General features: G+C 57.0%; 26 protein-coding genes. 11 read left to right on the plus strand and 15 right to left on the minus strand.

Features of this window, described 5'->3' with window-relative positions; translation table 11 throughout:
* Window positions 1-6: 6 nt before the first annotated feature.
* The 5 genes from prmA to FQ179_RS18750 all read right to left on the minus strand — a co-directional run bounded on the left by prmA (window position 7) and on the right by FQ179_RS18750 (window position 3,970).
* A complete protein-coding gene (gene prmA, locus FQ179_RS18730; protein ID WP_149398848.1) occupies window positions 7-933 on the minus strand; it encodes a 50S ribosomal protein L11 methyltransferase in 927 nt (308 codons plus the stop codon).
* Window positions 934-996: 63 nt separating this feature from the next.
* The gene (gene accC / locus FQ179_RS18735; RefSeq protein ID WP_149398849.1) at window positions 997-2,343 is read right to left on the minus strand and encodes an acetyl-CoA carboxylase biotin carboxylase subunit; all 1,347 of its coding nucleotides are present in this window, start codon (window positions 2,341-2,343) and stop codon (window positions 997-999) included.
* Window positions 2,344-2,346: 3 nt separating this feature from the next.
* The gene (gene accB, locus FQ179_RS18740) at window positions 2,347-2,781 is read right to left on the minus strand and encodes an acetyl-CoA carboxylase biotin carboxyl carrier protein (RefSeq protein ID WP_149398850.1); all 435 of its coding nucleotides are present in this window, start codon (window positions 2,779-2,781) and stop codon (window positions 2,347-2,349) included.
* 85 nt (window positions 2,782-2,866) lie between these two features.
* Window positions 2,867-3,301 (minus strand): type II 3-dehydroquinate dehydratase, encoded by a 435-nt coding sequence (gene aroQ / locus FQ179_RS18745; RefSeq protein ID WP_149398851.1) that lies wholly within the window; start codon window positions 3,299-3,301, stop codon window positions 2,867-2,869.
* 171 nt (window positions 3,302-3,472) lie between these two features.
* Window positions 3,473-3,970, minus strand: a complete 498-nt coding sequence (locus FQ179_RS18750; protein WP_149398852.1) for a TlpA disulfide reductase family protein — start codon at window positions 3,968-3,970, stop codon at window positions 3,473-3,475.
* Between the two features lie 400 nt (window positions 3,971-4,370).
* Between FQ179_RS18750 and mpl the strand changes: the two genes are divergently transcribed.
* From mpl to FQ179_RS18790, 8 genes are all read left to right on the plus strand, one after another.
* Window positions 4,371-5,735, plus strand: a complete 1,365-nt coding sequence (mpl, locus tag FQ179_RS18755) for a UDP-N-acetylmuramate:L-alanyl-gamma-D-glutamyl-meso-diaminopimelate ligase (protein ID WP_149398853.1) — start codon at window positions 4,371-4,373, stop codon at window positions 5,733-5,735.
* Window positions 5,736-5,793: 58 nt separating this feature from the next.
* Window positions 5,794-6,411 carry a YqiA/YcfP family alpha/beta fold hydrolase gene (locus FQ179_RS18760; RefSeq protein ID WP_149399425.1) on the plus strand — a complete coding sequence of 206 codons (618 nt, stop codon included), beginning with the start codon at window positions 5,794-5,796 and terminating at the stop codon, window positions 6,409-6,411.
* Between the two features lie 29 nt (window positions 6,412-6,440).
* A complete protein-coding gene (locus FQ179_RS18765) occupies window positions 6,441-8,327 on the plus strand; it encodes a ribonuclease catalytic domain-containing protein (RefSeq protein ID WP_149398854.1) in 1,887 nt (628 codons plus the stop codon).
* 27 nt (window positions 8,328-8,354) lie between these two features.
* Window positions 8,355-9,248, plus strand: a complete 894-nt coding sequence (locus FQ179_RS18770) for an energy transducer TonB (protein ID WP_149398855.1) — start codon at window positions 8,355-8,357, stop codon at window positions 9,246-9,248.
* Window positions 9,245-10,099: a shikimate dehydrogenase gene (aroE, locus tag FQ179_RS18775; protein WP_255475066.1), complete on the plus strand. Its 855-nt coding sequence runs from the start codon at window positions 9,245-9,247 to the stop codon at window positions 10,097-10,099. Before FQ179_RS18770 ends, aroE begins: the two co-directional genes overlap by 4 nt.
* A 3-nt stretch (window positions 10,100-10,102) precedes the next feature.
* A complete protein-coding gene (mtgA, locus tag FQ179_RS18780; RefSeq protein ID WP_149398857.1) occupies window positions 10,103-10,822 on the plus strand; it encodes a monofunctional biosynthetic peptidoglycan transglycosylase in 720 nt (239 codons plus the stop codon).
* Between the two features lie 151 nt (window positions 10,823-10,973).
* The gene (gene lptG, locus FQ179_RS18785; RefSeq protein WP_149398858.1) at window positions 10,974-12,152 is read left to right on the plus strand and encodes an LPS export ABC transporter permease LptG; all 1,179 of its coding nucleotides are present in this window, start codon (window positions 10,974-10,976) and stop codon (window positions 12,150-12,152) included.
* Window positions 12,153-12,213: 61 nt separating this feature from the next.
* Window positions 12,214-13,029, plus strand: a complete 816-nt coding sequence (locus tag FQ179_RS18790) for a symmetrical bis(5'-nucleosyl)-tetraphosphatase (protein ID WP_149398859.1) — start codon at window positions 12,214-12,216, stop codon at window positions 13,027-13,029.
* A 27-nt stretch (window positions 13,030-13,056) separates the two neighbouring features.
* On the opposite strand, the gene FQ179_RS18795 is transcribed toward FQ179_RS18790, so the two are convergent.
* From FQ179_RS18795 to FQ179_RS18810, 4 genes are all read right to left on the minus strand, one after another.
* A complete protein-coding gene (locus FQ179_RS18795) occupies window positions 13,057-13,830 on the minus strand; it encodes a 1-acyl-sn-glycerol-3-phosphate acyltransferase (RefSeq protein ID WP_149398860.1) in 774 nt (257 codons plus the stop codon).
* Window positions 13,827-14,249 carry a Holliday junction resolvase RuvX gene (ruvX, locus tag FQ179_RS18800; RefSeq protein ID WP_149398861.1) on the minus strand — a complete coding sequence of 141 codons (423 nt, stop codon included), beginning with the start codon at window positions 14,247-14,249 and terminating at the stop codon, window positions 13,827-13,829. Before ruvX ends, FQ179_RS18795 begins: the two co-directional genes overlap by 4 nt.
* Complete coding sequence (locus FQ179_RS18805) at window positions 14,242-14,808, minus strand: YqgE/AlgH family protein (protein WP_149399427.1); 567 nt, start codon at window positions 14,806-14,808, stop codon at window positions 14,242-14,244. Before FQ179_RS18805 ends, ruvX begins: the two co-directional genes overlap by 8 nt.
* Window positions 14,809-14,875: 67 nt before the next feature.
* Window positions 14,876-15,040 (minus strand): rubredoxin, encoded by a 165-nt coding sequence (locus FQ179_RS18810; RefSeq protein ID WP_137237571.1) that lies wholly within the window; start codon window positions 15,038-15,040, stop codon window positions 14,876-14,878.
* Between the two features lie 144 nt (window positions 15,041-15,184).
* Between FQ179_RS18810 and FQ179_RS18815 the strand changes: the two genes are divergently transcribed.
* The 3 genes from FQ179_RS18815 to hemL all read left to right on the plus strand — a co-directional run bounded on the left by FQ179_RS18815 (window position 15,185) and on the right by hemL (window position 18,156).
* Complete coding sequence (locus tag FQ179_RS18815) at window positions 15,185-15,991, plus strand: bifunctional hydroxymethylpyrimidine kinase/phosphomethylpyrimidine kinase (protein ID WP_149398862.1); 807 nt, start codon at window positions 15,185-15,187, stop codon at window positions 15,989-15,991.
* Window positions 15,988-16,734 (plus strand): thiamine phosphate synthase, encoded by a 747-nt coding sequence (locus FQ179_RS18820; protein WP_149398863.1) that lies wholly within the window; start codon window positions 15,988-15,990, stop codon window positions 16,732-16,734. Before FQ179_RS18815 ends, FQ179_RS18820 begins: the two co-directional genes overlap by 4 nt.
* Window positions 16,735-16,875: 141 nt before the next feature.
* On the plus strand, window positions 16,876-18,156 hold the full coding sequence (gene hemL / locus FQ179_RS18825) for a glutamate-1-semialdehyde 2,1-aminomutase (RefSeq protein WP_149398864.1): 1,281 nt from the start codon (window positions 16,876-16,878) through the stop codon (window positions 18,154-18,156).
* Window positions 18,157-18,218: 62 nt separating this feature from the next.
* On the opposite strand, the gene FQ179_RS18830 is transcribed toward hemL, so the two are convergent.
* From FQ179_RS18830 to FQ179_RS18855, 6 genes are all read right to left on the minus strand, one after another.
* The gene (locus tag FQ179_RS18830) at window positions 18,219-18,620 is read right to left on the minus strand and encodes a RidA family protein (RefSeq protein ID WP_149398865.1); all 402 of its coding nucleotides are present in this window, start codon (window positions 18,618-18,620) and stop codon (window positions 18,219-18,221) included.
* 10 nt (window positions 18,621-18,630) lie between these two features.
* Window positions 18,631-20,280 (minus strand): AMP-binding protein, encoded by a 1,650-nt coding sequence (locus FQ179_RS18835; protein ID WP_149398866.1) that lies wholly within the window; start codon window positions 20,278-20,280, stop codon window positions 18,631-18,633.
* A 35-nt stretch (window positions 20,281-20,315) separates the two neighbouring features.
* The gene (locus FQ179_RS18840; RefSeq protein WP_149398867.1) at window positions 20,316-21,167 is read right to left on the minus strand and encodes an enoyl-CoA hydratase family protein; all 852 of its coding nucleotides are present in this window, start codon (window positions 21,165-21,167) and stop codon (window positions 20,316-20,318) included.
* A gap of 33 nt (window positions 21,168-21,200) precedes the next feature.
* Window positions 21,201-21,980 (minus strand): SDR family NAD(P)-dependent oxidoreductase, encoded by a 780-nt coding sequence (locus FQ179_RS18845; RefSeq protein WP_149398868.1) that lies wholly within the window; start codon window positions 21,978-21,980, stop codon window positions 21,201-21,203.
* Complete coding sequence (locus FQ179_RS18850; protein ID WP_149398869.1) at window positions 21,980-24,319, minus strand: bifunctional salicylyl-CoA 5-hydroxylase/oxidoreductase; 2,340 nt, start codon at window positions 24,317-24,319, stop codon at window positions 21,980-21,982. The genes FQ179_RS18845 and FQ179_RS18850 overlap by 1 nt, the downstream gene beginning before the upstream one ends.
* Before the next feature lie 213 nt (window positions 24,320-24,532).
* On the minus strand, window positions 24,533-25,618 hold the full coding sequence (locus tag FQ179_RS18855) for a M14 family metallopeptidase (RefSeq protein WP_149398870.1): 1,086 nt from the start codon (window positions 25,616-25,618) through the stop codon (window positions 24,533-24,535).
* Between the last annotated feature and the right edge of the window lie 157 nt (window positions 25,619-25,775).

A 25,775-nucleotide genomic window follows, 5' to 3' on the forward strand; every position in this document is an offset into this window, starting at 1 on the left:
CTGATGTCAGAGTGCGCGCTGGCCATGCAGGCAAACCCAGCCCTCCCGCTCCTGCCAGACCTTAAGCTGAAGCCAGGGCGCGTAGGCCTGGGCAACTTCCTCGGCCTGACGCTCAAGCACGCCGGAAAGCGTCAGACGCCCCCCGGGTGCCACCCGATTGGCCAACATGGGAGCAAGCACTTTGAGTGGGTTGGACAATATATTAGCCACCACGATCTGAAACTGGCCTTCGGCCAACGCGTCAGGGAGCATGGCTTGCACCTGAACGCCGTTAACACTGGCATTGTGGCGGGTAGACTGCACGGCCTGCTCGTCAATATCTACGGCAGTGATGCTTTCAGCGCCGAGCATTTTTGCGGCAATTGCCAAAATACCCGACCCGCAGCCATAGTCGAGCACGGTTTCGTGCCCCTTGATATGTCGCTCAAGCCAGGCCAGACACAGATGGGTGGTGGGGTGGCTACCGGTGCCAAATGCCAGCCCCGGATCAAGCTCGATGTGCAGGGCCTCGTCGACGCCTGCAACGTTGCTGACTGGCGGTACGTCGGGGCTGTCACGGTGCCAGCTGGGCACGATCCAGATTCTGCCTGCCACCTGGATGGGCGGAAACTGCGACTGCGTCAGCCTGACCCAGTCTTCATCGGGCACATCGCGCAGTAGCCACTCGCCGTCACCATAGTCACCCAGGCCGGCCTCGCGCAATTCCTCAATAACTTGAGCGGGATCGAGGCCGTCAGGCATTAACGCGACCACTCGGTTTCGGTCCCAGGCCTGCACGTCAGGCTCAAACCCAGGTTCGCCAAACAAGGCGCGCTCGGCCTCGGTGTTGCTGTCAGCATCTTCTACCGAAACTGACAGCATGCCAGACTCAAGCAGGGCATCGGAAAGCGCTTCAGCCCGCTCTTCGGGGCACAGGAGCACAAGTTCTCGCATCGTAGATTCCGTTAATAAAACAGGGGCATGGCCCCCGTTTTTTATGCTGGCGACGGCGGCGTATCAGGGCCGCTGCGACAGTTTCTGTTCGAGATAATGAATACTGGTTCCGCCTTCGCGGAAACGAGCATCTTGCAGCAGTTCACGGTGCAGCGGGATATTGGTTTTTACACCCTCCACGATCATTTCTGACAGCGCGATTTCCATGCGGACGATAGCCTGGGCACGTGTGTCGCCAAACGTGATGAGCTTGGCAATCATGGAGTCATAGTAAGGCGGAACCGTATAGCCACTGAAAACGTGCGACTCTATGCGAACCCCCGGGCCACCCGGCGTATGCCAGGCCGTAATGCGACCGGGACTGGGCGTAAACTTGAACGGGTCTTCAGCGTTGATGCGGCACTCGATCGCATGGCCTTTAAGCACAACATCGCGCTGGCGCAACGTGAACTTTTCGCCAGCGGCAATGAGAATTTGCTGCTGAACCAGATCAATGCCGGTAATCATTTCTGTGACCGTGTGCTCGACCTGAATGCGGGTGTTCATTTCAATGAAATAGAACTCGCCGTTTTCGTACAAAAACTCAAACGTACCTGCACCACGATACTTCATTTTGCGGCAGGCTTCGGCACAACGCTCGCCAATACGTTCGATAAGCCGACGCGGGATGCCCGGCGCAGGCGCTTCTTCGATGACTTTCTGGTGACGGCGCTGCATGGAGCAGTCACGTTCGCCCAGCCAGATTGCGTTACGCACACCATCGGCCAGAACCTGAATTTCAACGTGGCGCGGGTTTTCGAGAAACTTCTCAAGATAGACTTCGGGGTTGTTGAACGCCGAACCTGCTTCATTACGCGTCATGGCTACGGCAGTAAGCAGTGCGGCTTCAGTGTAGACAACACGCATGCCGCGCCCGCCACCACCGCCCGATGCCTTGATGATGACCGGGTAACCCACGTCTCGCGCTATGCGCACGATTTCTTCGGGGTCATCAGGCAATGCGCCTTCAGATCCTGGCACCACCGGCACCGAGGCTTCGATCATGGCGCGCTTGGCACAAACCTTGTCGCCCATAAGACGTATGGTTTCAGGGCGTGGCCCAATAAAGGCAAAGCCGCTTTTCTCGACGCGCTCGGCGAAGTCAGCGTTTTCGGCAAGAAAACCATAGCCAGGGTGGATGGCTTCGGCATCAGTGACTTCGGCTGCCGAGATGATGGCAGGCATATTGAGATAGCTGTCACGGGGCTGGGCCGGCCCAATGCACACAGACTCGTCGGCCAAACGCACGTATTTTGCGTCACGGTCAGCCTCAGAGTGCACGACTACTGTCTTGATGCCCAGTTCGCGACATGCGCGCTGAACGCGAAGAGCAATCTCGCCCCGGTTAGCAATGAGGATTTTTTCAAACATGGATCAGCCAATTACAAACAAGGGTTGACCGTACTCGACGGGTTCGCCGTTTTCGACCAGAATTTCCTTGATGACACCTGACTTGTCGGCCTCTATTTCGTTGAGCAGTTTCATGGCTTCGATGATACACAAGGCATCGCCTTCTTTCACCGACTGCCCCACCTCAACAAACGGCGACGCGCCTGGATTGGGTGAACGGTAAAACGTACCAACCATAGGGGCCTTGACCGAATGACCCACCGGAGCAGCTGGCTCGGCAGGTGCCGCTGCTGCAGCCGGTGCAGCGGCGGCAGGCGCCGACTCGGCCATAGCCACGGGCTGCACGCTTTGCGAAAATTTGACGATACGTACCTTACCGTCGCCTTCGGTAATTTCGAGTTCGGCAATGCCCGAGTCTGCCACAAGGTCTATCAGGGTTTTAAGTTTTCTTAGGTCCATACCAGCTTCCGGTGAACAACTCTGCGATCAGAGCGCAGAGTTAACGTTAATTGTTAAATATATTAAGTAACGGGCTCTTTCGCGCCTAACTGGCCAACGCGTACTGCATGGCGGCTTCATAGCCGAACGGACCCAACCCGGCAACCACACCTTGTGCCGTCGCGGCGAGAAAGGAGTGATGGCGGAAGGTTTCCCGCTTGTATACGTTAGACAAATGTACTTCGATAAAAGGAATATCGACAGCAGCAAGCGCATCGGGCAGCGCAACACTGGTGTGTGTATACGCTGCAGCATTGATGATGATGAAATCGGTGGAGTCTTGCGCGGCGGCCTGGATGCGATCAACAAGCTCACCTTCGTGATTGCTCTGAAATGCGCTGCAATGAGCCCCCTGCCCTGCGGCAAGTTGTTTCAGGCGCTGGTTGATATCAGCCAAAGTCTGCCGCCCATAGATACCCGGCTCTCGGGTGCCGAGCAGGTTAAGGTTGGGGCCATGCAAGATCAGGATTCGTTGCGCCATTACCAATATTCAAACAAGAGTGACCGTCTTTTTACGCCAAATAGTCGTATTTGTCTATAAAAACACACACATTGCAGCGCAACACGAAATGAAACAGGTCACTTCTGCATAATGGTTTTTTCGCAAAACCGGTGTTTTCGATAGCAACGCCGCCAAGGCCAGCCAGATCCATCAGATGCCCTTTATAAACTGGGCAAGCTCGTCGGGATCGATCTGACCAAGAATACGCTTGATGACATTGCCATCTGCATCAAACACCACCGTAAATGGCAACCCACCTTGTTTATTACCCAGCTGGCGCATCAGCTTGATGCCGCCATGACCGGCAATCAGAAGTGGGTAGCTGACTTGCACTTTCTCGCCGAACTTGCGTACATTGATCTCGGTATCCACCGCCAACCCGACAAACTGCACGTCATCGTGTGCATTGTGCAGCGCATCGAGATCTGGCATTTCTTTGACGCACGGCGGACACCAGGTAGCCCAAAAATTAAGCACTACGGGCTTGCCCAAAAACTGCGTAAAGTCGTGTTCTTGGCCCTGCAGATCTGAAAACGCCTGAGCATAGAACGGATCGGCCGCCGCATGCGCAGTAAGCATGGGTACCAGTACACCAGAGACGCCGATAGAGGCCATCATGGCTTGACGCAGAAAATCTCGCCGCTTCATATCAAGGAAAAATCCACAAGAAAAATAGCCCGTTCATCATAACACCGCCACCCCGAAAGGCTCTTGCGCCACCACGATGCGCACATGGCGCCAGCCGCTTGCGGGGCAAGCGCATCACGTGGTCGGAACACACCGCATCGCTTGTGCACCGAGCGGCGTATGGTCTGCCCCTATGACGGAATATCATTTATACGCGCAGTGACGTAGCGTCTGCCCGGATGACGGAATACCGTCTGATCGCGTGACGGCGTAGCGTCTGCCCATATGGCGCACGTCGTCTTGTTCACGGGGCCACGAGCGCCCTGTCCGCCGGATTATGCATTGCCTCAGTAAGGTACAACGCCCCCTCGAGCCACCAAGCATGGCGGCGACTGGCTAAAATAGCCTCCGGAGGATTCTCATGCACTTACATATTCTTGGCATCTGCGGCACATTCATGGGCGGCCTGGCACTTATTGCAAGGTCTGCCGGCCACACGGTCACGGGCTGCGACGCGGGTGTGTACCCGCCAATGAGCACCCAACTCGAGGAACAGGGCATACGCCTGATCGAAGGTTTTGACGCCAGCCAGACCGGGCTGGGCGCCGATATGTACATTGTCGGCAACGTCGTGACTCGTGGCAACCCGCTTATGGAGGCCATCCTGGACGCTGGCCTGCCCTACGTTTCGGGGCCACAGTGGCTGGGTGAACAGGTCTTGCGCGGCCAGCATGTGCTTGCCGTGGCGGGTACGCACGGCAAAACGACCACCAGCTCCATGCTGGCATGGATACTTGAGCACGCGGGCAAAAAGCCTAATTTCCTGATCGGTGGCGTTGCCCCGGGCCTGAAAGTATCGGCGCGCTACGAACCAGAGGCCACCAACAAGCACTTTGTCATTGAAGCCGACGAGTACGACACCGCTTTTTTCGACAAACGTTCAAAGTTCGTGCATTACCGGCCTCGCACCGCCGTACTGAACAACCTCGAATATGATCATGCGGATATTTTCGCCGACCTGGCAGCCATCGAAACGCAGTTTCACCACCTGATTCGCACAATTCCTTCCCAGGGCATGATCATCCGGCCCGCTGACTCTGATGCGCTGGATCGCGTGATCGCCCGCGGATGCTGGACGCCTGTTCAAACCATAGGCCCCGATGGCCGCTGGCAGGCCCACTCTAGTGACCACGCTTCGCATTTTGAGGTCAGTCTCGACGGCAAATCAGTGGGCATGGTGTGCTGGACATTAACCGGCGAGCATAATCGCATGAACGCACTGGCGGCGCTGGCAGCAGCAACCCACGCAGGCGTGGAGCCCGAAGCGGGTATTGAGGCCTTGTCATGCTTTGCGGGCGTCAAGCGCCGTATGGAATTACGCGGCACGGTGAGCGACATAAAGGTTTACGATGACTTTGCGCATCATCCCACCGCCATTACCACGACACTTGAAGGGCTGCGCAAGCAGGTGGGTGGCGGTCGCATCCTCGCGGTGCTCGAGCCTCGCTCTAACACCATGAAACTTGGCGCGATGGCGGCACGCCTGCCCGCATCGCTCGAAAAAGCCGACCTGGTATTTTGCTACGGTGCCGCCGAAGGCAAACACGCGCTGGGCTGGAACCCCGAACAGGTGCTGGCCCCACTGGGGAAACGCGCAACGGCATGGTCAGATATCGATAAAATGGTATGTGCCATTCGCAGCGCGGCACAAGCTGGAGACACCATCCTGGTTATGAGTAATGGCAGCTTCGGCGGCATACATCAAAAACTGCTCGATGTGCTGTAACAACGCCAGCAGTGTGTAAAGCGTGTGTCATAAACACTTATTTTCCGACAAGGCAGCCATGATTCTTTATTTGCACGGTTTCCGATCTTCGCCCCAGTCGCACAAAGCAACACTGATGGCGCACGCCATGCAAGAGCGAGGCTTGCAAGACCGGTGGATCTGCCCTCAGCTGCCTGCCAGCCCGTATGAGGCCATCAAGCTGTGCAAGCAACTGGTGCAACAGGCTCAGGCCAGAACTGGCGTCGACCTGTCTGACGGGCTGGCGGTTATTGGCTCATCACTGGGTGGTTATTACGCCAACTGCCTTGCAGAGCACTGGAAGTGTCGCGCCGTTGTGCTAAACCCGGCCGTGCATGCTGCTCGCGACCTGGCAACCCAGGTGGGCGAGCACAACATGTATCATTCTGACGCGCCATTTGTTTTTTTGCCAGAGTATGTCAACGAGCTTGCGGAAATGGCCACCGGGCGTCCTGCTGACCCCAGCCGCTATTATCTGCTCGCCGCAAAGGGCGATGAAGTGCTCGACTGGCGTGAAATGGCTGACTGGTACGCAGGCAGCCATGGTCACATTCTTGAAGGCGGCGACCATGGCCTGACCGGGTTTGAACACTGGTTGCCAGAGGTGCTTAACTTTGCACTCGGGTCCACGCCAACTGACCCCATTCCAAAAATCTGATACGGCTCCCCGTATCGCTATGGATCATTATGTACGTTCTCTACGAAGACAGCGGTAATTTCAAGGCTGAAAAGGTATTCTCGGAGAGCGACTCCACCATGCAGGTCGAGTCGGCATCGGGCAAGCGCAGCAAAATCAAGAGGGCCGTCGTGCTGTTCAGCTTTGAGCAGCCGGCGCCGGCCGAGATGTTGCAGCAGGCCCAGGCCCTGGCTGATACCCTTGATGTCGATTTTTTGTGGGAATGTGCACCACAAGACGAGTTTGCTGCCGAGGTCTTTGCCGAAGAATACTTCGGCCACCCCCCAACAGCTGTCGAGAAAGCGGGCCTTATTTTTGCGCTCAACAGCGCCCCGGCGTATTTTCACCGCCGCGGCAAAGGCCGCTATCGCCCGGCACCACCAGAAATCCTTAAGGCAGCTCTGGCCGCAATTGAAAAAAAGCGCAAGCAGGCCGAGCAGCAACAGCAATGGACCGACGAGCTTGTGGCTGGCAGGTTACCAGAGCCCCTCGCCGCTGTGGCCAGCACATTTCTCATTAAGCCAGACAAAAACACGCTTGAATGGAAAGCCTTTGAAGCAGCCGTGCAACAGCGCCAGACCTCGCCCGAGAAGCTGCTGCTCGAATGCGGTGCATGGCCCAACGCCCTGGCTCTGCATCAGCATCGCTTCTTTTCGACCCACTTTCCCAAAGGCTCAGAGCACCCGCCTATTACTGCAACAAACCTGGGTGATGACTTGCCGATGGCAGAGGTTACGGCGTATTCGGTTGATGACACCAGCACCATAGAGGTTGATGACGCCATGTCGGTCACGCCGATGGGCAATGACGTGGTTCGCATAGGCATTCATATTGCCGCCCCCGGCCTGGCCATAGCGCGTGACAATGATTTCGACCGGATGGCGCGCGAGCGCATGTCTACCGTATACATACCGGGGCTAAAAATACCCATGCTGCCCCGCGAACTGATCACGGCGTTTTCACTCGACGCCGGTCAGGTGCGCCCCTGCCTGTCGCTTTATGTTACGGCCAACCTTGCCACAGGCGAGTTGCTTGCTGAAGAAACACGCCTCGAACGCATAAAAATACAAGAAAATCTTCGCCACAATACGCTCGACGCCTTGGTCACCGAAGAGGCATTAAACAACCCTGACGCCGAGCTTCCGTACAGCGAATGGCTGCGACCGCTCTGGCGCTTTGCCCAGCACCTTTCTGCCCAGCGCGATGTAGTGCGGGGAAAGCCTGAAAACAATAACCGGGTTGAGTACTCGTTCGAACTCGACGGCCCCTTTGATGACCCGCAAACGCCGGTGCGGCTGGTGCCGCGCCGCCGCAACGCACCGCTTGACCGTCTGGTGGCCGAGTACATGATACTGACCAACAACCTGTGGGGTGGTTTGTTGGCAAAACATGGGGTGCCGGGCATTTACCGCTCGCAGCAGACAGGCAAAGTACGCATGTCTACCCACGCTTTGCCGCATGAAGCCATCGGCGTACCGTATTACGCCTGGTCAACCTCACCACTGCGCCGCTATGTCGATCTGGTAAACCAGTGGCAAATTATGGCAGCGGCCGAGCATGGCATCTCTGCCCGTCTGGTGGCGCCCTTCAAGCCTAAAGACGCAGACCTGTTCGCCATTATCGGCAGCTTTGATTCACAGTATTCCGCCTGGGGCGATTTCCAGTCATCCATGGAACGTTACTGGTGCATGCGCTGGCTGCAGCAACAAAACATGCACACCGTTCAGGGCACTGTGATCCGCGACGATCTGGTGCGACTCGACTGCGCACCTTTCGTCACCCGGGTACCCGCTTTGCCTTCACTTGAGCGCGGGCAGGTCGTAACTCTGGACATCCTGGGCTACGATGAACTGGCCCTTGAACTTGAGTGCAGGCTGCGCGAAGCCGCAGCAGCCTGAGCACACCATCTGGTCTTGTAATTACGCATGCCACTATTTACTGCCTTGCCGGAGGCCCACCCGGCTCACCTCCGGGTACAACGCAGCGATTACATGGCGATTGCGGTCATTATCTCGCTGGCGATACACGCGACGCTACTCGCCTTGCGCTTCGCCAGCCCCCCCACGCCGGCATCACTGCCCAGCAGGCTTGAAGTAACACTTGTCAACACCTACACCGAGGCGGCACCTTTGCAGCCCCAGCTCCTGGCCCAAAAACAGCTCGATGGCGGGGGCATGGCAGCCGCGGGTTACGCCACATCACCCCTGCCCCGAACGGTAGAGCAGTCTGCCGACGAAGTCGTTCTGGCTGCGTTGCGCAAGCGCCAGGAAGAACTTGAGGAAGAACAGCAACGTCTTTACACCCAGCTGCAATCACAGCAACAGGTACTGGCCGAGCGTAAAGAACCTGATCTGTTTGAACGATCTGACGCGCCCGGGCCCGATTCCCGCAACCAGGAAAGCCTGATACTCAATGCGCGTATCAGTGCCATTAGAGAGCGGGTCGAGCAGTACAACGCCCAACCTCGCAGACTGTATCTGGGGCCCTCGGCAGCCCAGGCCGACTATGCAGAATATGTGGAGGCCTGGCGCAAGAAAATTGAGCTGCTGGGTACGCAACACTACCCGCCGGAAGCGCGGGGCAAGGTATACGGCAGCCTGCAACTTACGGTATACATTAAGCGCGATGGTTCGCTTGAGCGGATAGAGGTCAACCGCCCTTCGCAACATGCCATCCTGAACCTGGCCGCAGCTCGCATTGTTCAGCTGGCGGCGCCCTTTGCACCATTGCCTGAGCCCATTGCCGACAAAACAGATGTGCTTGTCATTACCCGCACATGGAACTTCATCAACCAAAAACTGGAAACCGCCGTCCCGTGACCCCCTCCTCCCTTCCCCATCGCTACGCTGTTATCGGCAACCCTGTCGAACATAGTCGCTCGCCGTTCATTCATCATGCCTTTGCACAACAGACAGGCAAGGTTCTTGTGTATGACCGACTTCTGGCTCCCATCGACGGGTTTGTCCGCGCGGTTGATGAGTTTTTTGCTCAGGGAGGCGATGGCCTGAACGTTACCGTGCCTTTCAAAGAGCAAGCCTGTGCACTCGCAAAAGATCACCTCAGCCCAAGGGCCCAATTAGCGGGTGCCGCCAACACGCTGTGGATGCAACAGGGCCAGCTCCACGGCTGCAATACCGACGGCGTGGGGCTGCTTGGCGACTTGCAAACCCTGGGCTTTCCACCGCGCGACCGCAATGTGTTGCTTATCGGTGCCGGGGGTGCGGCAAAAGGTGTTATTTTCCCCCTGCTGGATGCGGGCTGCGCTCAATTGCGGGTCATCAACCGCAGCCCTGAGCGGGCTCATCAGCTGCGCGACCATGTACTTTCCCAAGCCCGCCAGTTCCGCAATATCTTGCAGGCAGGGTCGCTGGACGAAGCCCAAGGGCCGTGGGATATCGTCATAAACGCCACCTCAAGCAGCCTGGGCGATACCCCGCCGGCGCTACCGCAAGGCATATATGCGCCCGACGCACTGGCCTATGACATGATGTACGCCGCACAGCCAACCCCGTTCATGCGTCAGGCGGCCAGCGAAGGCGCCTCCCAAACGGCCGACGGCCTGGGTATGCTGGTAGGACAGGCGGCAGCAAGCTTTATGATCTGGCATGGCGTCATGCCTGACGTGCAGGTTGTTTTGAACGCTGTGCGCAGACAGTTGGCGCAAGGCTAGGCCATGACGCAGCGCAGGGTTAACAAACTAAAGGTCGCAGTGATTGCGTTGCTGCTGGCCTTTGTTGCACTGCTGCTGTACCAGTTTGGCCTGTTCGTCATGGTGTTGTGGCTAAGTTTGCGCAACCCCTCCAGTAGCTCGTTCATGAACGCCGCGCAGGCAGAGTTGCGCCAGCAAGACCCAAATGCCATGGTCGCACAGCAGTGGGTACCCTACGACAAGATCAGCAATAACCTGAAACGCGCCGTGGTCGCCTCTGAAGATGCCAATTTTATGAACCATGGCGGAATCGAATGGGACGCCATACGCAAGGCATGGGAGTACAACCGCAAGCAGGCCAGCAAGGGCAAAAGCAAGCGGCGAGGAGGGTCAACAATTAGCCAGCAATTGGCCAAAAATATGTTTCTGTCGGGCTCGCGCACTTACTGGCGCAAAGGCCAGGAGCTTATACTGACCTATATGATTGAACTGGTCATGAGCAAGGAGCGTATTCTTGAACTGTATCTTAATGTAGCGCAATGGGGCACGAGCGTATTTGGCGCCGAGGCTGCAGCAAGGTATTACTTCAAGACAGGCGCCGGCACCCTTAACGCCGCGCAGGCTGCAAAGCTGGCTGCCATGCTGCCCAACCCGGTTTACTATGATGCGCATCGCAATACGTCTTACCTGCGCTCGCGCGCCAGCACCATACAGCACCGCATGCGGCTGGTAGAAGTCCCCTGACCACCCTCCTCACCAGACTTACTTCACAACAGGCAGCCAGCCGCCCTCTTTTGGCTTCGACCGACACGCTCTGCGCCGCCAACTGGCGCTCAAGTGTTAATCTTGCTGTTTTATACGTACAGAACCACGTTACAAGCGTCAACCACCCTCAATGCGAACCGCCCGCCGCTACCTAGCCAGCGAAATTTATCGTTCCAGTGCAGTTGTATTAGTCGCACTGATAGGTCTATTCTCGTTCTTCTCTCTCATTGAAGAGCTGGACGAGATCAGCACCCAATTCTCGCTGCTCAACCTGTTTTACCTGCAGGCCCTGGCATTGCCCACCCGCCTGTATGATCTGCTGCCTATAGGGCTGCTGATTGGCGCGATTCTGGCGCTTGCGGGCCTGGCCCAACGCAATGAGTTGGTGATTCTGCGCGTGTCGGGCGTCAGCGGCATGAAGCTCATGCGCATGCTCTGGGTGGCCACCATACCGCTCGTCTTCATGGCATTCATCTTGTCAGAATTCGTGACGCCAGCTGCAGAGCTGAAAACCAGCGAGGCCAAGCTTGTATTACTGGGCCAGACAGACGGCGGCCGCTTCAAGAGCGGTTACTGGTTCAAAGAGGCTGACGGCAAAGACGGTACGCGCATTATCAATATCGAAACACTCAAGCCTAGCGGTGCCGTCGGTGACATTAAGCTTTACGAGCTTGATCATGACATGCGGCTGCAGAAATTTTCGCAGGCTAAAGAGGGCCGTTTCACCGATGGCAAACTGGTGCTGAAAAACGTGCAACAGACAACCATTGACGCAGGCGCGGTGTCAGCCTTGGCAGATGCTCGCGCGCCCCAAGCACCAATTACCCACATTACTGACCTGCCCGAACGTGTGCTCCCCACCACACTGACACCCGCACGTCTGATCGCGCGTATTTTGACCCCTGAGCGCATGTCGATGCTCGATCTTTATGACTACATCAGCTATCTGCATGCCAACCACTTACAGACAGACCGGCAAGTGGTCGCGCTGTGGCGCAAAATGGCTTACCCCTTTACGCTACTGGTCATGATTACTATCGCGGCCCCCATAGGCTTCATGCAAACTCGACGCGGCGGCGTAGGCAGCAAAGTATTTATCGGTATTTTGCTGGGTGTTGGCTTTTTCATGCTGAACCAGCTTGCCCTAAACGTGGGTATGCTGGGCAAATGGCCACCCTGGATGACAGCGCTAATCCCCAATATTGGGGCACTGGCCATTGCCTTAGGCGCACTCTTTCTGATGGAAAACCAGCACAACGTGCGCCGCATCAATCGCACACGCATGCCTTGGAGCAAGAGGGCTGTATGAAATCCAAGCTGAAACCAGCCACCCGCGCACGGGTATTGCGGCCTCGTGCCCAACGGGTATTATGACGGCGGGCACGCCTGACACGTGGGTGGTCGGAGACTTGCAGGGGTGTTGCCAGCCCCTGGAAACCCTGCTCACGCACCCTGACATCGCCCTGCCCCCCAACACGCGGCTATGGTTTGCTGGCGATCTGGTTAACCGCGGGCCAGACTCGCTGGGCACCCTGCGCAAAGTCATCGCCATGGGCGACCGGGCTGTATGCATACTCGGCAATCATGATCTGCACTTGCTGGCGATTGCCGCCGGAGCGGGCCGGCTTAAAAAGGGGGATACGCTTTCAAATATTCTCGAAGCCCCTGACGCCGACGAGCTGATCGACTGGTTGCGCCATCAACCTCTTGCACACTACGGCGAGGGTTATCTTATGGTGCATGCGGGTATACCTCCACAGTGGGACACCCAAAAAACACTGGCACTTGCGGCCGAAGCTGAAGCGGCCCTGCGCAGTGCCAACTGGAAGCAAAAACTGGCCACCATGTATGGCAACCAGCCTGATATGTGGCACGACGACTTGCGTGGAGACGACCGACTACGTGCCATTATCAATGCACTGACGCGCATGCGCATGTGCGATGCTCAGGGGCGCATGGATTTTGACGAAAAAGGCGCCCCCTTTCATGATGGGCATCTGATGCCATGGTATGACACGCCGGGTCGAAAAATGGCCGACCCCGTGGTGTTCGGCCACTGGTCCACACTGGGCCTGCTGATGCGCCCTGACGTAATCTGTCTTGACACGGGGTGCGTGTGGGGAAGCCAACTAACCGCCATGCGTCTGCGCGACCGAGCTCTGGTTCAGGTGCCTTGCACACAGTAGAAGCTGTCTTGGCCGCACCGCAAGCCGTTAAGAACCATCAGCCGGATGCGTTTGCTGATCGGCAACCATAACGACCTTGCGAATGCCCTGGCGCGCATGCGCTGCCGCATGTGAGCGGCCTTGCTGAAAACAGTCGGCATGGGGCATAACAGGCAAAAACACGGCCTCTACAGACACGCCAGTGGTGCCCAGCAAGCGCCAGATATTTTGCAGCAAGCTTTGCTCACCTACGAACGATACATAATCACTACGTTCGCCACCGTGCAAAAATCGCAATGCGACAGGTTGAATATCGATGCCAGCTTCAATCGCCACCTGAAACAGGCTGGAATGAAACGGCCCGACATCAAAGCCTGGCGACGTCGTGCCTTCTGGAAACAGCCCTACGACATGGCCGCGCTCCAACCGTTCTTTGATCTGATTGCTGGCTTTGCTGAGCGCGCTACGCATGCCACGTTGAATAAACACCGTGCCGGTTCCAGCCGCCAGCCAGCCCAACAATGGCCAGCGCCGAATTTCACTTTTGGCGACGAATGACGTGGGGCATACGCTGTTAACGACAAAAATATCGACCCAGGACACATGATTAGCAACCAGCATGAAAGGCTGACTGGTACAGGGATCACCCTTGACGACGACACGTATGCCGCAAAACCGCATAAGTGCACGCGACCAGCCCTGGGTCACGCTGGCGCGCAAACGCTGGGAAACCAGCGGAAACACAGCGAGCACCCATAACAACGCGGTAACTATCCATAAAATTAACAGTACCAGCCTGGGGACGAAACGCAACAAACTCAACGCTGACCTTCTGGTTCTGCAGACTGGCCCAATGCGTCGAAGTATCGCTGCAATATCACGGCTGCCGCCAAGGCGTCATCAGGCTGGCTATTACCTAGAATTTCCTGAGCTTCGACGCTGGATCCGCGTTCGTCCACCAGCACGACGTCAACACCAAAGCGCCCATGCAACTGATTAGCAAAACGCCGGCACCGCAGGCTGTGATATTGCTCGCCACCCTCTGTGGTCAGTGGCAGACCAACGATGATACGGTCGGGCGCCCAAGCTTGCAGCAGTTTTTCGATTTGCTCAAAACGCTGCACCCGGGTGTGCGGTGTGAGCACCTCGAGAGGCCGCGCATAACAGGTAAGTGTGTTGCCGATGGCAACACCAATTTTTTTCAAACCATAGTCAAACGCCAGTAAGGTCTGGTCAGGCATGGCCAGCTTCGCCTGCCAGCATCAGCGGGTCTATGCCCAACTGACTGAGCGCTATCTGATAACGGTTTTCGGCAGGTGTTTCGAACAAAATATGATTGGTACTGGCGACATTCAGCCAGGCGTTTTGGGACATTTCGCTTTCAAGCTGGCCAGCTCCCCAGCCTGCATAGCCTAGCGTAATTAACAGATGCAGCGGCCCTTTACCCACGGCCACGTCTTGCAAGATATCGCGCGACGTCGTCAGCGCGACATCGCCCAGCACAATGCTTGAGCTGTAGCCACCAATTGGCGCATGGAGCACAAAACCCCGATCGGTTTGCACCGGGCCACCAAAAAACACAGGGGTGCTCTGCACATCGCCGGTTTCTTCGGTGAGATCGAGGTCGATGCGCCTGAGCAGGTCTCCGACCGTGATGTCAGTAGGGCGATTGATAACCAGCCCCAACGCGCCATCAGGTGTATGTTCACATACAAAAATAACGGAATTGGCCAGATCACCCGATACCTGACCGGGCATGGCCAGCAGCAACTGACGCGACAGGTTTACGGTAGAACCCATGTCAGTATGTTTAGCGGAAGAGGTCAAGAACTCTCCTGGGCCCCGTCGGGGCAGTCAAATGCAACAATTAAACTTCGATCAGCTCAAAATCTTCTTTTCGGGCACCGCACTCAGGACAAACCCAGTTAGGGGGGACATCTTCCCAGCGCGTGCCCGGAGCAATCCCTTCTTCGGGCAAGCCCGATTCTTCGTCGTATATCCAGCCACAAATCAAACACATCCACGTACGCATCTTTTGTTACTCTCTGAAATTTGCCAGCTCCTGACACAACAGGCCCGGAGCGCTTCTATTAGAATGGGGGCATAGCTGTAAAACCCAATAGCTTTAGCCTGATATTAACCAAAGTTACTTTCACCACTACGCAGCCCAGGTATCGTGCACGCAACCAACCCGCCACTTGTCTTAATTTTCGGCCCATTCGACCCTAGCGGGTCGGGTAGCCTACCCGCCGATGCGGTTACTCTTGCCGCATTGGGTTGCCATGCGCTCAGTGTATTAACTGCCGTGCAGGTGCACGATACGGCAGATATTGAGAGCATTGAGCTGCTGTCACCCGAAATTATCGACGACCAGGCACGATGCATGCTCGAAGATATGACGGTACAGGCCTTTAAGGTGGGGCCGCTGTACACCACGGAAGCCGTAAGTGTACTCGCTCAGATCGCGGCCGATTATAGCCATGTCCCACTGGTACTGCAGTTGTCGGCGGCACCCACCGAGTCGCTGCTCGAAGACACGGACGCCGAAGATGTACACATGGCCATTTGCGAGCTGTTACTGCCGCAAACCGACATCGTGGTCGCCGATCACATGCTGCTTGAGCGCATGCAGTCTCAAGGCCTGCTTGCAGGCGCTCGCGGCACCAATGGTAGCCCGGCCAAAGCATTGCTCAATTTCGGTGCGGCATGGGTGCTCAGCACCGGCGCACCGCTGCGTCCAGGCCAGCAAGGCTATGTGCTGCAGGGCCAGCAACGCGAAACGTCAAACTGGCCATGGACTGCGCCGGCTGCGCGCACGGCTGATGCAGATGGCCCGCTAGCCTGCGCCATAACCACCCAACTCGCCAGAGGCGTGCCTGTTGTCCAGGCTGTTGATGCCGCCATTGCTCTGGCAGGGCCGCTTTCCCGGCGCGTGTTTCAGCCCGGCATGGGCCAACGTCTTATCAATCGGTGCGCTTCATGACAACCACACTCCGCCTGCCCCGCGGGCTCTACGGCATAACCCCCGAGTGGGATGACACTGAGAAACTACTCAAGGCCATCAGTGCCGCTGTGGCTGGCGGCATGGCCGTGCTGCAATGGCGACGTAAAACCATTGCCAATGAAGAACGTGTCGCCCAGGCTCGCCGGGTGGTGGAGCATTGCCGATCTCTGGGCATACCCTGCATCATCAATGACGATTGGCGGCTGGCGGCACTGGTCAACGCCGACGGCGCACATATCGGGCGTGAAGACGGCCAGTATGCCGAAGCCCGCATGGCGCTGGGCGCCGATCGCATTATTGGCTGCTCTTGTTACAACCAACCGTCGCTGGCCAGCCAAGCCCTCAAGGCAGGCGCCGACTACGTCGCGTTCGGCGCCATGTACCCATCCATCATCAAGCCTGAAGCCGTACAGGCCACACTTGAAGACATCGAGCAAGGGCGCATGCTGGCCGAGGCTCACCGTACGCCAGCGGGCCAGCCAGCCAGGCAAGAACAGGCATCGGCCCTGGGCCAACGCAACACCACAAACGATACCGAGTATTCATCCCAAAACGGCCAACAGTGGCAGCGACCGACCGTCGTCGCCATAGGTGGCATTACCGTCGACAATGCCCTGCCTCTTTTACACGCGGGGGCCGACTCCCTGGCCGTCATCAGCGGTCTGTTTGAGAGCCACGACATCAAGGCCACCGCCCAGCGGTTCTCGGCATTGTTTTTCTAGCTTGGTATCCTATAGTGTGTGCGCTGTACGATAATGAGCAGCGCTTTTCCAGGTTGTCGCGCAGCGTCTGGGGCCATTTTCGCAAAAACTGGCCGGGCAGCCTGTCGATTTCTCATCCCTGTTTATATAGAGTCCTGATACATGTCCCGCAATTCTGAACTATTCGAACGTGCCTGCAAGACGATTCCCGGTGGCGTCAATTCGCCCGTGCGGGCATTCCGCTCGGTGGGCGGTGCACCCCGTTTTATCGAGCGTGCCAACGGCGCGTACGTATGGGATGCCGACGGTACCCGCTATATTGATTATGTTGGTTCATGGGGCCCGGCAATTCTTGGCCACGCCCACCCTGAGGTGGTGCGCGCCGTACAAGAAGCCGCTGTGGGTGGCCTGTCATTCGGTGCCCCGACCGAAGGTGAAATCGAAATCGCTGAAGCCCTGGTAGCGCGCATTCCCTCCATTGAAAAAGTACGCCTGGTCAGCTCAGGCACAGAGGCCACCATGTCGGCCATCCGGCTGGCACGCGGCGCCACCGGCCGCTCCAAAATCATCAAGTTCGAAGGCTGTTATCACGGGCATGCCGACAGCCTGCTGGTCAAGGCAGGCTCAGGCATGCTGACCTTTGGCAATCCCACCTCGGCAGGCGTGCCGGCCGAGTTTATTCAGCACACCCTGGTGCTTGACTTCAACGACAACGAGGCCGTCGAGGCTGCGTTCAGGCAGCATGGTGCCGAAATCGCCTGCGTCATCGTCGAGCCCATTGCCGGCAACATGAATCTGATCAAACCACAGCCAGGCTTTCTCGAAGGGCTGCGCTCGCTGTGTACGCAGCATGGTGCACTGCTTATTTTCGACGAAGTCATGACGGGTTTTCGTGCGGGGCCACAAGGGGTTCAGGGGCTTACAGGCATCACGCCTGACCTCACTACGCTGGCCAAGGTTATTGGCGGCGGCATGCCTGTGGGCGCATTCGGTGGTCGCGCCGATGTCATGGAACATATCGCCCCGCTGGGCGCGGTGTATCAGGCTGGTACGTTGTCGGGCAACCCCGTTGCCGTCGCGGCAGGGCTGGTTACGCTACGTCTGCTTGCCGAGCCCGGGTTTTATGAACACCTGTCCGAGCAAACCCGCAAGCTGTCAGAGGGCCTGGCGGCAGCCGCCAAAAAAGCAGGCGTGGCCGCCAGCACCGATTATGTTGGCGGAATGTTCGGGCTTTATTTTGCAGAATCAGTGCCCACTACGTTCGCCGAGGTCTCGCGCTGCAACGTGGATCACTTCAAGCAGTTCTTCCACGAAATGCTGAACCGAGGTGTGTATCTTGCGCCTTCGGCTTTCGAGGCCGGGTTTGTGTCGGCTGCTCATGATGACGCCATTATTGACGCTACCCTGGTTGCTGCTGAAGAAGCCTTCGCCGCACTAAAGTAAACGCAACGCCCACCTAGCTCTTGAATGCCTGCCCGATTTGTTACGGGCAGGCCCTACCACTATTAGGGCACCACTGCCGTCACCTCGATTTCTACCTTGGCCCGATCTTCAATCAGGTCAGCCACTTCTACCGCAGTCATGGCAGGAAAATGCCGGCCTATGGTATCGCGGTAGTGTTGGCCAATATCACGCATGGCACTGGCATACTCTTTCTTGTCGCACACATACCAGGTCATGCGGGTAATGTGCTCGGGCCCCGCCCCGCCCTCAGCCAAAATGGCGACAATGTTTTCAAGCGTTTGCTTTACCTGACCGGCAAAGTCATCGGTCTCGAACTCTTGCTGCGCATTCCAGCCAACCTGACCGCCCACAAACAGCAGCCGGCTTCCCGCTTTCATCTCAGTCATAATGCCATTGGCATAGCCACGGGGTTCGCGCCAGTGCGAGGGTTGCAGTATCTGCATGCTGTTTTCCTTATTCACGTGCTTTCTGCCTTAATACAAAGCGTTGCAGCTTGCCGGTTTCGGTACGCGGCAGACTGTCTACGAATTCAACTTCACGGGGGTATTTGTAGGGTGCAATGGCCGTCTTGACGAAATCCTGCAAACGTTTGGCCATTTCAGGCCCTGCGTCGTGCCCTTGCTTAAGCACCACAAACGCCTTGACCACATTGCCCCGTTCGTCATCCGGCTTGGCCACAACCCCGCATTCGGCTACTACCTCATGGGTCAGCAGCACGTTTTCGACTTCGGGGCCGGCCACGTTGTAGCCGGCAGTAATAATCATGTCGTCATTACGTGCCTGATAATAAAAATAGCCGTCTTCATCCATGGCAAATGAATCTCCGGGCAGATTCCAGCCATGCTGCACAAAAGTATGTTGACGCTCATCCGCAAGGTAACGGCAGCCTGTCGGGCCTTTTACCGCCAGCCTGCCCACCTCGCCATAGGGCAGCGGCATAAAGTCTTCGTCCACAACCTGCGCCACGTAGCCTGGCACGACTTTGCCTATAGCCCCGCGCCGCACTTCAGAGGGCGGGCTTGAGACATACACGTGAATCATTTCGGTGCCACCTATGCCATCGATCATCTCAATGCCTGTCGCCTTTTTCCACAACTGGCGGGTGGCATCAGGCAACGCCTCGCCTGCCGACACAGAATTCTTCAGCGTGGAGAGATCGTAATTGCCGACCAGGCTGGCCATCCTGCGATAAAACGTCGGTGCAGTAAACGTCATGGTTACGCCGAAGTCCTGAATGGTTGCCAGCAGGCCATCAGGCGTCAGCCTTTCTTCAAGCACGGTAGACGCGCCGACACGCAATGGAAAGCAAAGCAAACCGCCCAGCCCAAAGGTAAATGCCAGCGGTGGCGTACCGCAGACGATTTCATCGGCATTCATGCTTAGCGTATAACGGGAAAACGTATCGCACATGGCCAACACATCGCGGTGGAAGTGCATGCAACCCTTGGGCTTGCCCGTGGTGCCGCTGGTAAAGGCAATGAGGCACACATCGTCAACGGCGGTATCGCATGACACGAATGTGTCAGTCTGGGCTGCTGCCAGCGTGTCCAGGCTGTCAGGGCCGTCGTCATGAAAATAACGAACCTGCTTAAGCGTGGGGCAGAACGACGGATGGTCTGGGGCGAGACAATATTCCAGCTCTTCAGCCAAACGGCTGTCACACAGCGCGGCTTGCACCTCTGCTTTGTCTATGGCTTTTTTGAGCTCGGCCGCTCGCAGCAACGGCATGGTAGGCACCGTAATCAACCCGGCCTTGATCGCACCCAGCCAGGAAGCCGCCATCATGACGTTGTTGGGGCCCCGTAGCAGAATACGATTACCGGGCACCAGCCCCATATCGTCAACCAGCACACCCGCGATGCGATTGGTAAGCGTCATCAAGGCCTGGTAGGTCATGCTGCGCAACGTGTCACCATCGCGCCAGCGCAGCGCAACACGATCACCGTGTCCCTGCAAGACCATGTTATCAACCAGCATCTGCGCACAATTGATACGAGCGGGGTAATCCACATCAGGATTGCCCTCGAGCAATAGCTCCGGCCAATCTTGCTGTGGCGGCAAGTGGTCACGTGCAAAGCTGTCTTTATGAGCAGATACTTCCATGGTCTCCTCCTGGTTGCCGATGAGCGAGTTTCGCTTCAATCACCTTCAAACACCGGCTTGGTCTTGCCGGCGAAGGCCTCGTAGGCACGTCTGAAATCTTTGGTCTGCATGCATATGGCCTGTGCCTCGGCCTCGGCCTCGATGGCCTCGTCAAGCCCCATGTTCCACTCTTGATGCAGCAGTTTTTTGGTCATGCCGTGGGCGAATGTTGGCCCGTCAGCAAGCTGGCGCGCCAGAATCTGGGCGGCAGACAACATGTCATCCGGCTCGGCCAGGCTGCTGAAAAACCCCCAGTTCAAGCCCTCATCGGCAGTCATGGAGCGACCTGTGTACAGCAACTCTGATGCGCGGCCCTGCCCTATCATGCGCGGCAATAAGGTGCAGGCCCCCATGTCAGCCCCGGCCAAGCCTACGCGGGTAAACAGAAATGCAGTCTTGGCGCGTGCCGTGCCGACACGCATGTCTGAAGCCAGTGCGATCATGGCGCCCGCCCCCGCACATATGCCATCAACGGCTGCAATAATTGGCTGCGGGCAGGCACGCATGGCTTTGATTAAATCGCCGGTCATACGGGTAAAGGCCAGCAGCCCGGGCATATCCATTTGCGTTAACGGGCCAATGATTTCATGCACATCTCCGCCCGAGCAAAAGTTGCCCCCAGCGCCTGTGATCACCACCACTTTGACATCTGACGCATAGCAAAGATCACGGAATAGATCACGCAATTCGGCATATGAATCAAACGTCAGCGGGTTCTTGCGTTCGGGCCGATTCAGTGTGACTGTGGCCACTTTTCCGTCTTCGCTGGTTTCCCATAGAAAATTGCAAGCCGTATAGCCTCTGAATGGGCGCTGATGATGCGCCATGGTATGAACCTGCTGCTGCATGAAAACCCTCCTGATGTAGCCTGGCCTTACGGTTCAGGCCAGTTCGCCGCCGTCCACCGGCACGGCTTGTCCATTAATGGCGCCCGAGGCCGGCAAACATAGCCACGCCACGGCCGACGCCACTTCTTCAGGCTGTACCAGCCTGCCCTGCGGGTTGCCCCTGGCCAGCGTCGCGCGAGCCTCGTCCAGCGTTACGCCGGTTTTACTGCTGATGTTGGAGACGGCATCACGCACAAGGTCGGTCTCGGTATACCCCGGGCACACTGCATTGACCGTTACCCCCTTGCTACCCACTTCTTGCGCCAGCGCTCGTGTTAACCCGACAACGCCATGTTTGGCCGCACAATACGCACTTACATAGGGGTATCCGCTCAGCCCTGCCGTGCTTGCTACGTTGACCACCCGCCCCCAAGACTGCACGAGCATGCCGGGCAACGCCACCTGAGTGCAATGAAACGTGCCGGTTAGGTTAACCGCCAGCATCTGATGCCATACGGCCTCTTCCATGCGATCGAAACGCTCACTGAGCGCTTGCCCGGCATTGTTCACCAGTATGTCCGCCGGGCCGAAACGCACCCGGGCCTGAGAAAACGCCTGCTCAACCGACGTGCGCTGAGCAACATCAACCACCATGCCGGCTACGTCGCCATGCTTTTGCAATGCCGCAACAGCGACATCCAGTGCCGCCGCATCGCGCCCCATAATGCTGACCCGTGCCCCCATATCCAGCAGAGCCTGAGCGATGGCCAGCCCGATGCCGCGCGACCCGCCCGTAACAATCGCGTGACGCTTATGTAAAGGTGCTGTAGCCATTATTTACCTCCCGCCTGCGCATCCGCCGCCGCCCGCTCAAAATTGGTTTCAAGCTGTCGTTTAGCGGGAAGGTATTGCTGCGGCCACGCGATGTCGGTGCAACCAATGCGGGCAGACTCGCGCAATGTCCACGATGGGTCGGCCAGATGCGGCCGGGCAATGGCGCACAGGTCGGCACGCCCGGAAGCAATAATGCTGTTGACATGATCAGCTTCAAAAATGGCGCCCACAGCCATCGTAGGAATATGCGCTTCATTGCGCACGCGGTCAGAGAACGGGGTCTGATACATGCGCCCATAAACGGGCTGCTGGTCTGCACTAACCTGACCCGACGAACAGTCAACCAGATCGACACCCGCATCACGCAGGCGGCAGGCAATCTGGACGGCGTCATCGGCCGTGATGCCGCCTTCTACCCAGTCGTGTGCAGAGATGCGCACAGAGATAGGCAGCGTTTCAGGCCATACCTGGCGTATCGCCCCAAACACTTCCAGTGGATAGCGCAGACGATTGTCCAGCGTGCCACCATATTCGTCGTTACGTGTGTTGGTCAGCGGCGAAATAAAGCTGGACAGCAGGTAGCCATGTGCACAGTGCAGCTCAAGCCAGTCAAAACCAGCATGTGCGGCACGACGGGCAGCCTGCACAAACTGCTCTCGCACCTCATCCATCTGCTCTCGCGTCATGGCCTGTGGAACCTGTGAAACGCCTTCAAAGTAAGGCAGCGCCGAGGCGGAGATGATCGGCCAGTTGCCTTCGGCCAGCGGCATGTCGCCACCCTCCCACCCCACACGTGTTGAACCTTTTCTGCCCGCGTGGCCTAGCTGTATGCCAATACGCGCGTCGGTGTTCTGGTGCACAAAATCAACAATGCGTTTGAATGCCTGCATCTGCGCGTCATTCCACAGGCCCGGGCACCCGGGCGTTATACGGCCTTCGGGCGATACACACGTCATTTCGACCATAACCAGCCCCGCACCGCCCATGGCGCGGCTACCCAGATGCACAAGATGAAAATCGCCCGGCACGCCGTCCACGCACGAGTACATGGCCATGGGCGACACCACGATACGATTTTTAAGTGTAATGCTGCGCAACTGAAAAGGCGTAAGCATGGGAGGCAACGGACGGCCCTGCGGGTGGTCAACACCCGAACGTACCGATAGCCATTGTTCATAGCCTTGAAGCCATTTATCATCGCGCACTCGCAGGTTTTCGTGCGAAATTCGCTGGGATCTGGTCAGCAAAGAATACGCAAACTGCTCAGGCTCAAACTCAGCGTAACGCGCCACGTTTTCAAACCACTCGGTGGAGTTGCGCGCTGCGTTCTGGATCTTGAGCACTTCAACACTGCGCACATCTTGGTAATGCTGCAGCCCCGCCGCCAGATCCTCTGGATAGGCCTGCATGGATCGGTGCAGTTCGATCGCATCTTCAAGCGCAAGCTTGGTGCCCGAACCAATGGAAAAATGCGCCGTATGCGCGGCATCGCCCATAAGCACCACGGGCACATGCCGGCCATCAGGCAGCGCCTGATCGCGTACCCAGGTATCACATACAACACGCGGAAACTGTATCCAGATTGAGGAGCCACGCATGTGGCCAGCGTTACTGATTAATGGATTGCCGTCCAGCCAGGGCGCAAACAGCTTTTCACAATAGGCAATGCCTTCTTCCTGGGACATATTCTCAAGGCCCGAGGCCTTCCAGGTTTCATTACGTGTTTCGACAATAAACGTCGACATGCCCGGCTCGAACTGATAAGCATGGGCCTGAAACCAGCCATGCTCGGTCTGTACAAACGCAAAGGTAAATGCGTCAAATGTTTTTTTAGTGCCCAGCCATACAAAACGGCACTGCCGCACGTCTATGTCAGGTTTGAACGTATCGGCATAGCGGGTACGCACACGGCTGTTCAGCCCATCAGACGCAATCACCAGATCGGCGTCATACGCGCTGGCAACCTGAATGTCGTCGGACACATCCGTTTCAAAAACTAACTGCACCCCTACCTGCTCACAACGCGCCTGCAGAATATTGAGCAATTTTTTACGGCCGATACCGATAAAACCATGGCCGCTGCTGCGCACGCTACGCCCTTTGAAATGGATTTCGATATCGTCCCAATGATTGAACGCCGCACTAATCTGCTCAGCCGACACTGGATCGGCAATTTTCAGGTTTTCAAGGGTTGCATCCGAAAACACAACACCCCAGCCAAACGTGTCATAGGGCCGGTTGCGTTCGATAACGGTTACGTTGTTGCGGGGATTGGCCAGCTTCATCAATAGGCCAAAATACAGACCAGCTGGCCCTCCGCCTATGCACACTATGTTCATGCCGTCTCCGCGTAGTACCTTTTATGAATTGCCTGCAACAAACATACTCACCACATATAGTTTAAGCTTAAACTATATAAGCAATAAAAAAGGGGTGCAAGCGATTTTTTGCTCTCCCCTCGCTGACTCGATGCGTGACACGCTCTGACGTTCAGACCAGAGAGTGTCTCAATGTATCAGAGCACGTTGACGCGTGCGGTAACCTGCAAAGCCTTATTGCTCCGACAGCCCAATAATGGCCTGCAGCAGGCTGACACGCGACTGCCCCAGCACAGCACCACGCCAGTCATCATGATCGGGATAAAACGCATCTCGATGCTGTTGCTTCAGAGCTTGGCGCACCTCATCGCCAGTATCGGGCCGGGCGGCCAGCCAGCGATCGGCCCGTAACGCCAGCGCAACCTGATCCAGCGGCACAGTGCCGTATTCCATGGCCATAAAGGTCAATTCAGGCACGTCAGGGCATTCTTCGAACAGTGCCTGCCAAAGCGTTCCGTCAATGTCGACCGTGCTGGACCCCGGGTCTGAAACCGCCGTAACGTCCTGCCCCCACCACGATAGCGCGCGCTCAAACGCAGCACGGTCATCTTGCACAAAGATTTTTTCGCCATGACCATAAGGACCCAGACCTGTGTGGTAGTCGATCCAGCCTATGCGGCGGCGACCTTGCCCGTACCCCGAAATAATGCTGCGCAGCGTAACATTACTCCAGGCCGGTGCACGGCCACCGTAGAAAAGCCCATCGGGATGGGTATGCTGCCCCTGCATAAGACCAACCCGATAAGCCCGCTCGCCTTCTCGTTGCACGAAGGCCTTGATGGCCGCCTCGTTCTCAGCAGAAGGTGGCCAGACATCAGGCACCAGCAAAGGGTGCAAGTCACCATAGTGGGGGTTGTCACGCAAAGACCTGCTGAAATCGCAGAAATTGCGATTCAGGTCGATGTTGTCTTCATTGGTGCGGTGTCCCCACGAGAAACCAAAGGGGTTGACGGCATGAATGACCAGTATGGCCACGCTACCCGCTGCCGCCCTGTCGAGCAACGCCTCATCCTCGAGCAGCGCAATCTGGCAACCTGAACCGCAGTATCCTTCCTCGCCGTGTACGCCCGAGGTCATTACAAGAAGGGCTGGGGCCGATGTATCTCCGACAAACGCCACATCCATGCACAAGTCCTCACCGTGCCGGCCTGGCCCCGCCGGGTTGATCAATGACTGAACCTGGCCGCCCACCCGGCCTGCTGCTTCAAGGAAACGCTGCCGTGCTGCAGCGTAATCAGAAGAAAAGAGACGCTGATACATGGTTACCCTCTCCGATTTAAAAAAGTTTAGATCTCGACGATTTAGGCCATTACTAGGCATATATCAAAGACAGCACACATACATGTCCCTAAACTATCCTTGAACTGAACTGTTTTGTGCAGACAATTTACCACCCACATGTAATTGAAGATTAAAA

It is taken from the genome of Pusillimonas sp. ANT_WB101, from assembly GCF_008369125.1.
GTDB lineage: Bacteria > Pseudomonadota > Gammaproteobacteria > Burkholderiales > Burkholderiaceae_B > Allopusillimonas.

Excerpts from the sequence above, each read along its gene's own strand:
- prmA (WP_149398848.1), bottom strand. The coding sequence starts at position 933 with ATGCGAGAACTTGTGCTCCTGTGCCCCGAAGAGCGGGCTGAAGCGCTT.
- accC (WP_149398849.1), bottom strand. The coding sequence starts at position 2,343 with ATGTTTGAAAAAATCCTCATTGCTAACCGGGGCGAGATTGCTCTTCGC.
- accB (WP_149398850.1), bottom strand. The coding sequence starts at position 2,781 with ATGGACCTAAGAAAACTTAAAACCCTGATAGACCTTGTGGCAGACTCG.
- aroQ (WP_149398851.1), bottom strand. The coding sequence starts at position 3,301 with ATGGCGCAACGAATCCTGATCTTGCATGGCCCCAACCTTAACCTGCTC.
- FQ179_RS18750 (WP_149398852.1), bottom strand. The coding sequence starts at position 3,970 with ATGAAGCGGCGAGATTTTCTGCGTCAAGCCATGATGGCCTCTATCGGC.
- mpl (WP_149398853.1), top strand. The coding sequence starts at position 4,371 with ATGCACTTACATATTCTTGGCATCTGCGGCACATTCATGGGCGGCCTG.
- FQ179_RS18760 (WP_149399425.1), top strand. The coding sequence starts at position 5,794 with ATGATTCTTTATTTGCACGGTTTCCGATCTTCGCCCCAGTCGCACAAA.
- FQ179_RS18765 (WP_149398854.1), top strand. The coding sequence starts at position 6,441 with ATGTACGTTCTCTACGAAGACAGCGGTAATTTCAAGGCTGAAAAGGTA.
- FQ179_RS18770 (WP_149398855.1), top strand. The coding sequence starts at position 8,355 with ATGCCACTATTTACTGCCTTGCCGGAGGCCCACCCGGCTCACCTCCGG.
- mtgA (WP_149398857.1), top strand. The coding sequence starts at position 10,103 with ATGACGCAGCGCAGGGTTAACAAACTAAAGGTCGCAGTGATTGCGTTG.
- lptG (WP_149398858.1), top strand. The coding sequence starts at position 10,974 with ATGCGAACCGCCCGCCGCTACCTAGCCAGCGAAATTTATCGTTCCAGT.
- FQ179_RS18790 (WP_149398859.1), top strand. The coding sequence starts at position 12,214 with ATGACGGCGGGCACGCCTGACACGTGGGTGGTCGGAGACTTGCAGGGG.
- ruvX (WP_149398861.1), bottom strand. The coding sequence starts at position 14,249 with ATGCCTGACCAGACCTTACTGGCGTTTGACTATGGTTTGAAAAAAATT.
- FQ179_RS18805 (WP_149399427.1), bottom strand. The coding sequence starts at position 14,808 with ATGGGTTCTACCGTAAACCTGTCGCGTCAGTTGCTGCTGGCCATGCCC.
- FQ179_RS18810 (WP_137237571.1), bottom strand. The coding sequence starts at position 15,040 with ATGCGTACGTGGATGTGTTTGATTTGTGGCTGGATATACGACGAAGAA.
- FQ179_RS18820 (WP_149398863.1), top strand. The coding sequence starts at position 15,988 with ATGACAACCACACTCCGCCTGCCCCGCGGGCTCTACGGCATAACCCCC.
- hemL (WP_149398864.1), top strand. The coding sequence starts at position 16,876 with ATGTCCCGCAATTCTGAACTATTCGAACGTGCCTGCAAGACGATTCCC.
- FQ179_RS18830 (WP_149398865.1), bottom strand. The coding sequence starts at position 18,620 with ATGCAGATACTGCAACCCTCGCACTGGCGCGAACCCCGTGGCTATGCC.
- FQ179_RS18835 (WP_149398866.1), bottom strand. The coding sequence starts at position 20,280 with ATGGAAGTATCTGCTCATAAAGACAGCTTTGCACGTGACCACTTGCCG.
- FQ179_RS18840 (WP_149398867.1), bottom strand. The coding sequence starts at position 21,167 with ATGCAGCAGCAGGTTCATACCATGGCGCATCATCAGCGCCCATTCAGA.
- FQ179_RS18845 (WP_149398868.1), bottom strand. The coding sequence starts at position 21,980 with ATGGCTACAGCACCTTTACATAAGCGTCACGCGATTGTTACGGGCGGG.
- FQ179_RS18850 (WP_149398869.1), bottom strand. The coding sequence starts at position 24,319 with ATGAACATAGTGTGCATAGGCGGAGGGCCAGCTGGTCTGTATTTTGGC.
- FQ179_RS18855 (WP_149398870.1), bottom strand. The coding sequence starts at position 25,618 with ATGTATCAGCGTCTCTTTTCTTCTGATTACGCTGCAGCACGGCAGCGT.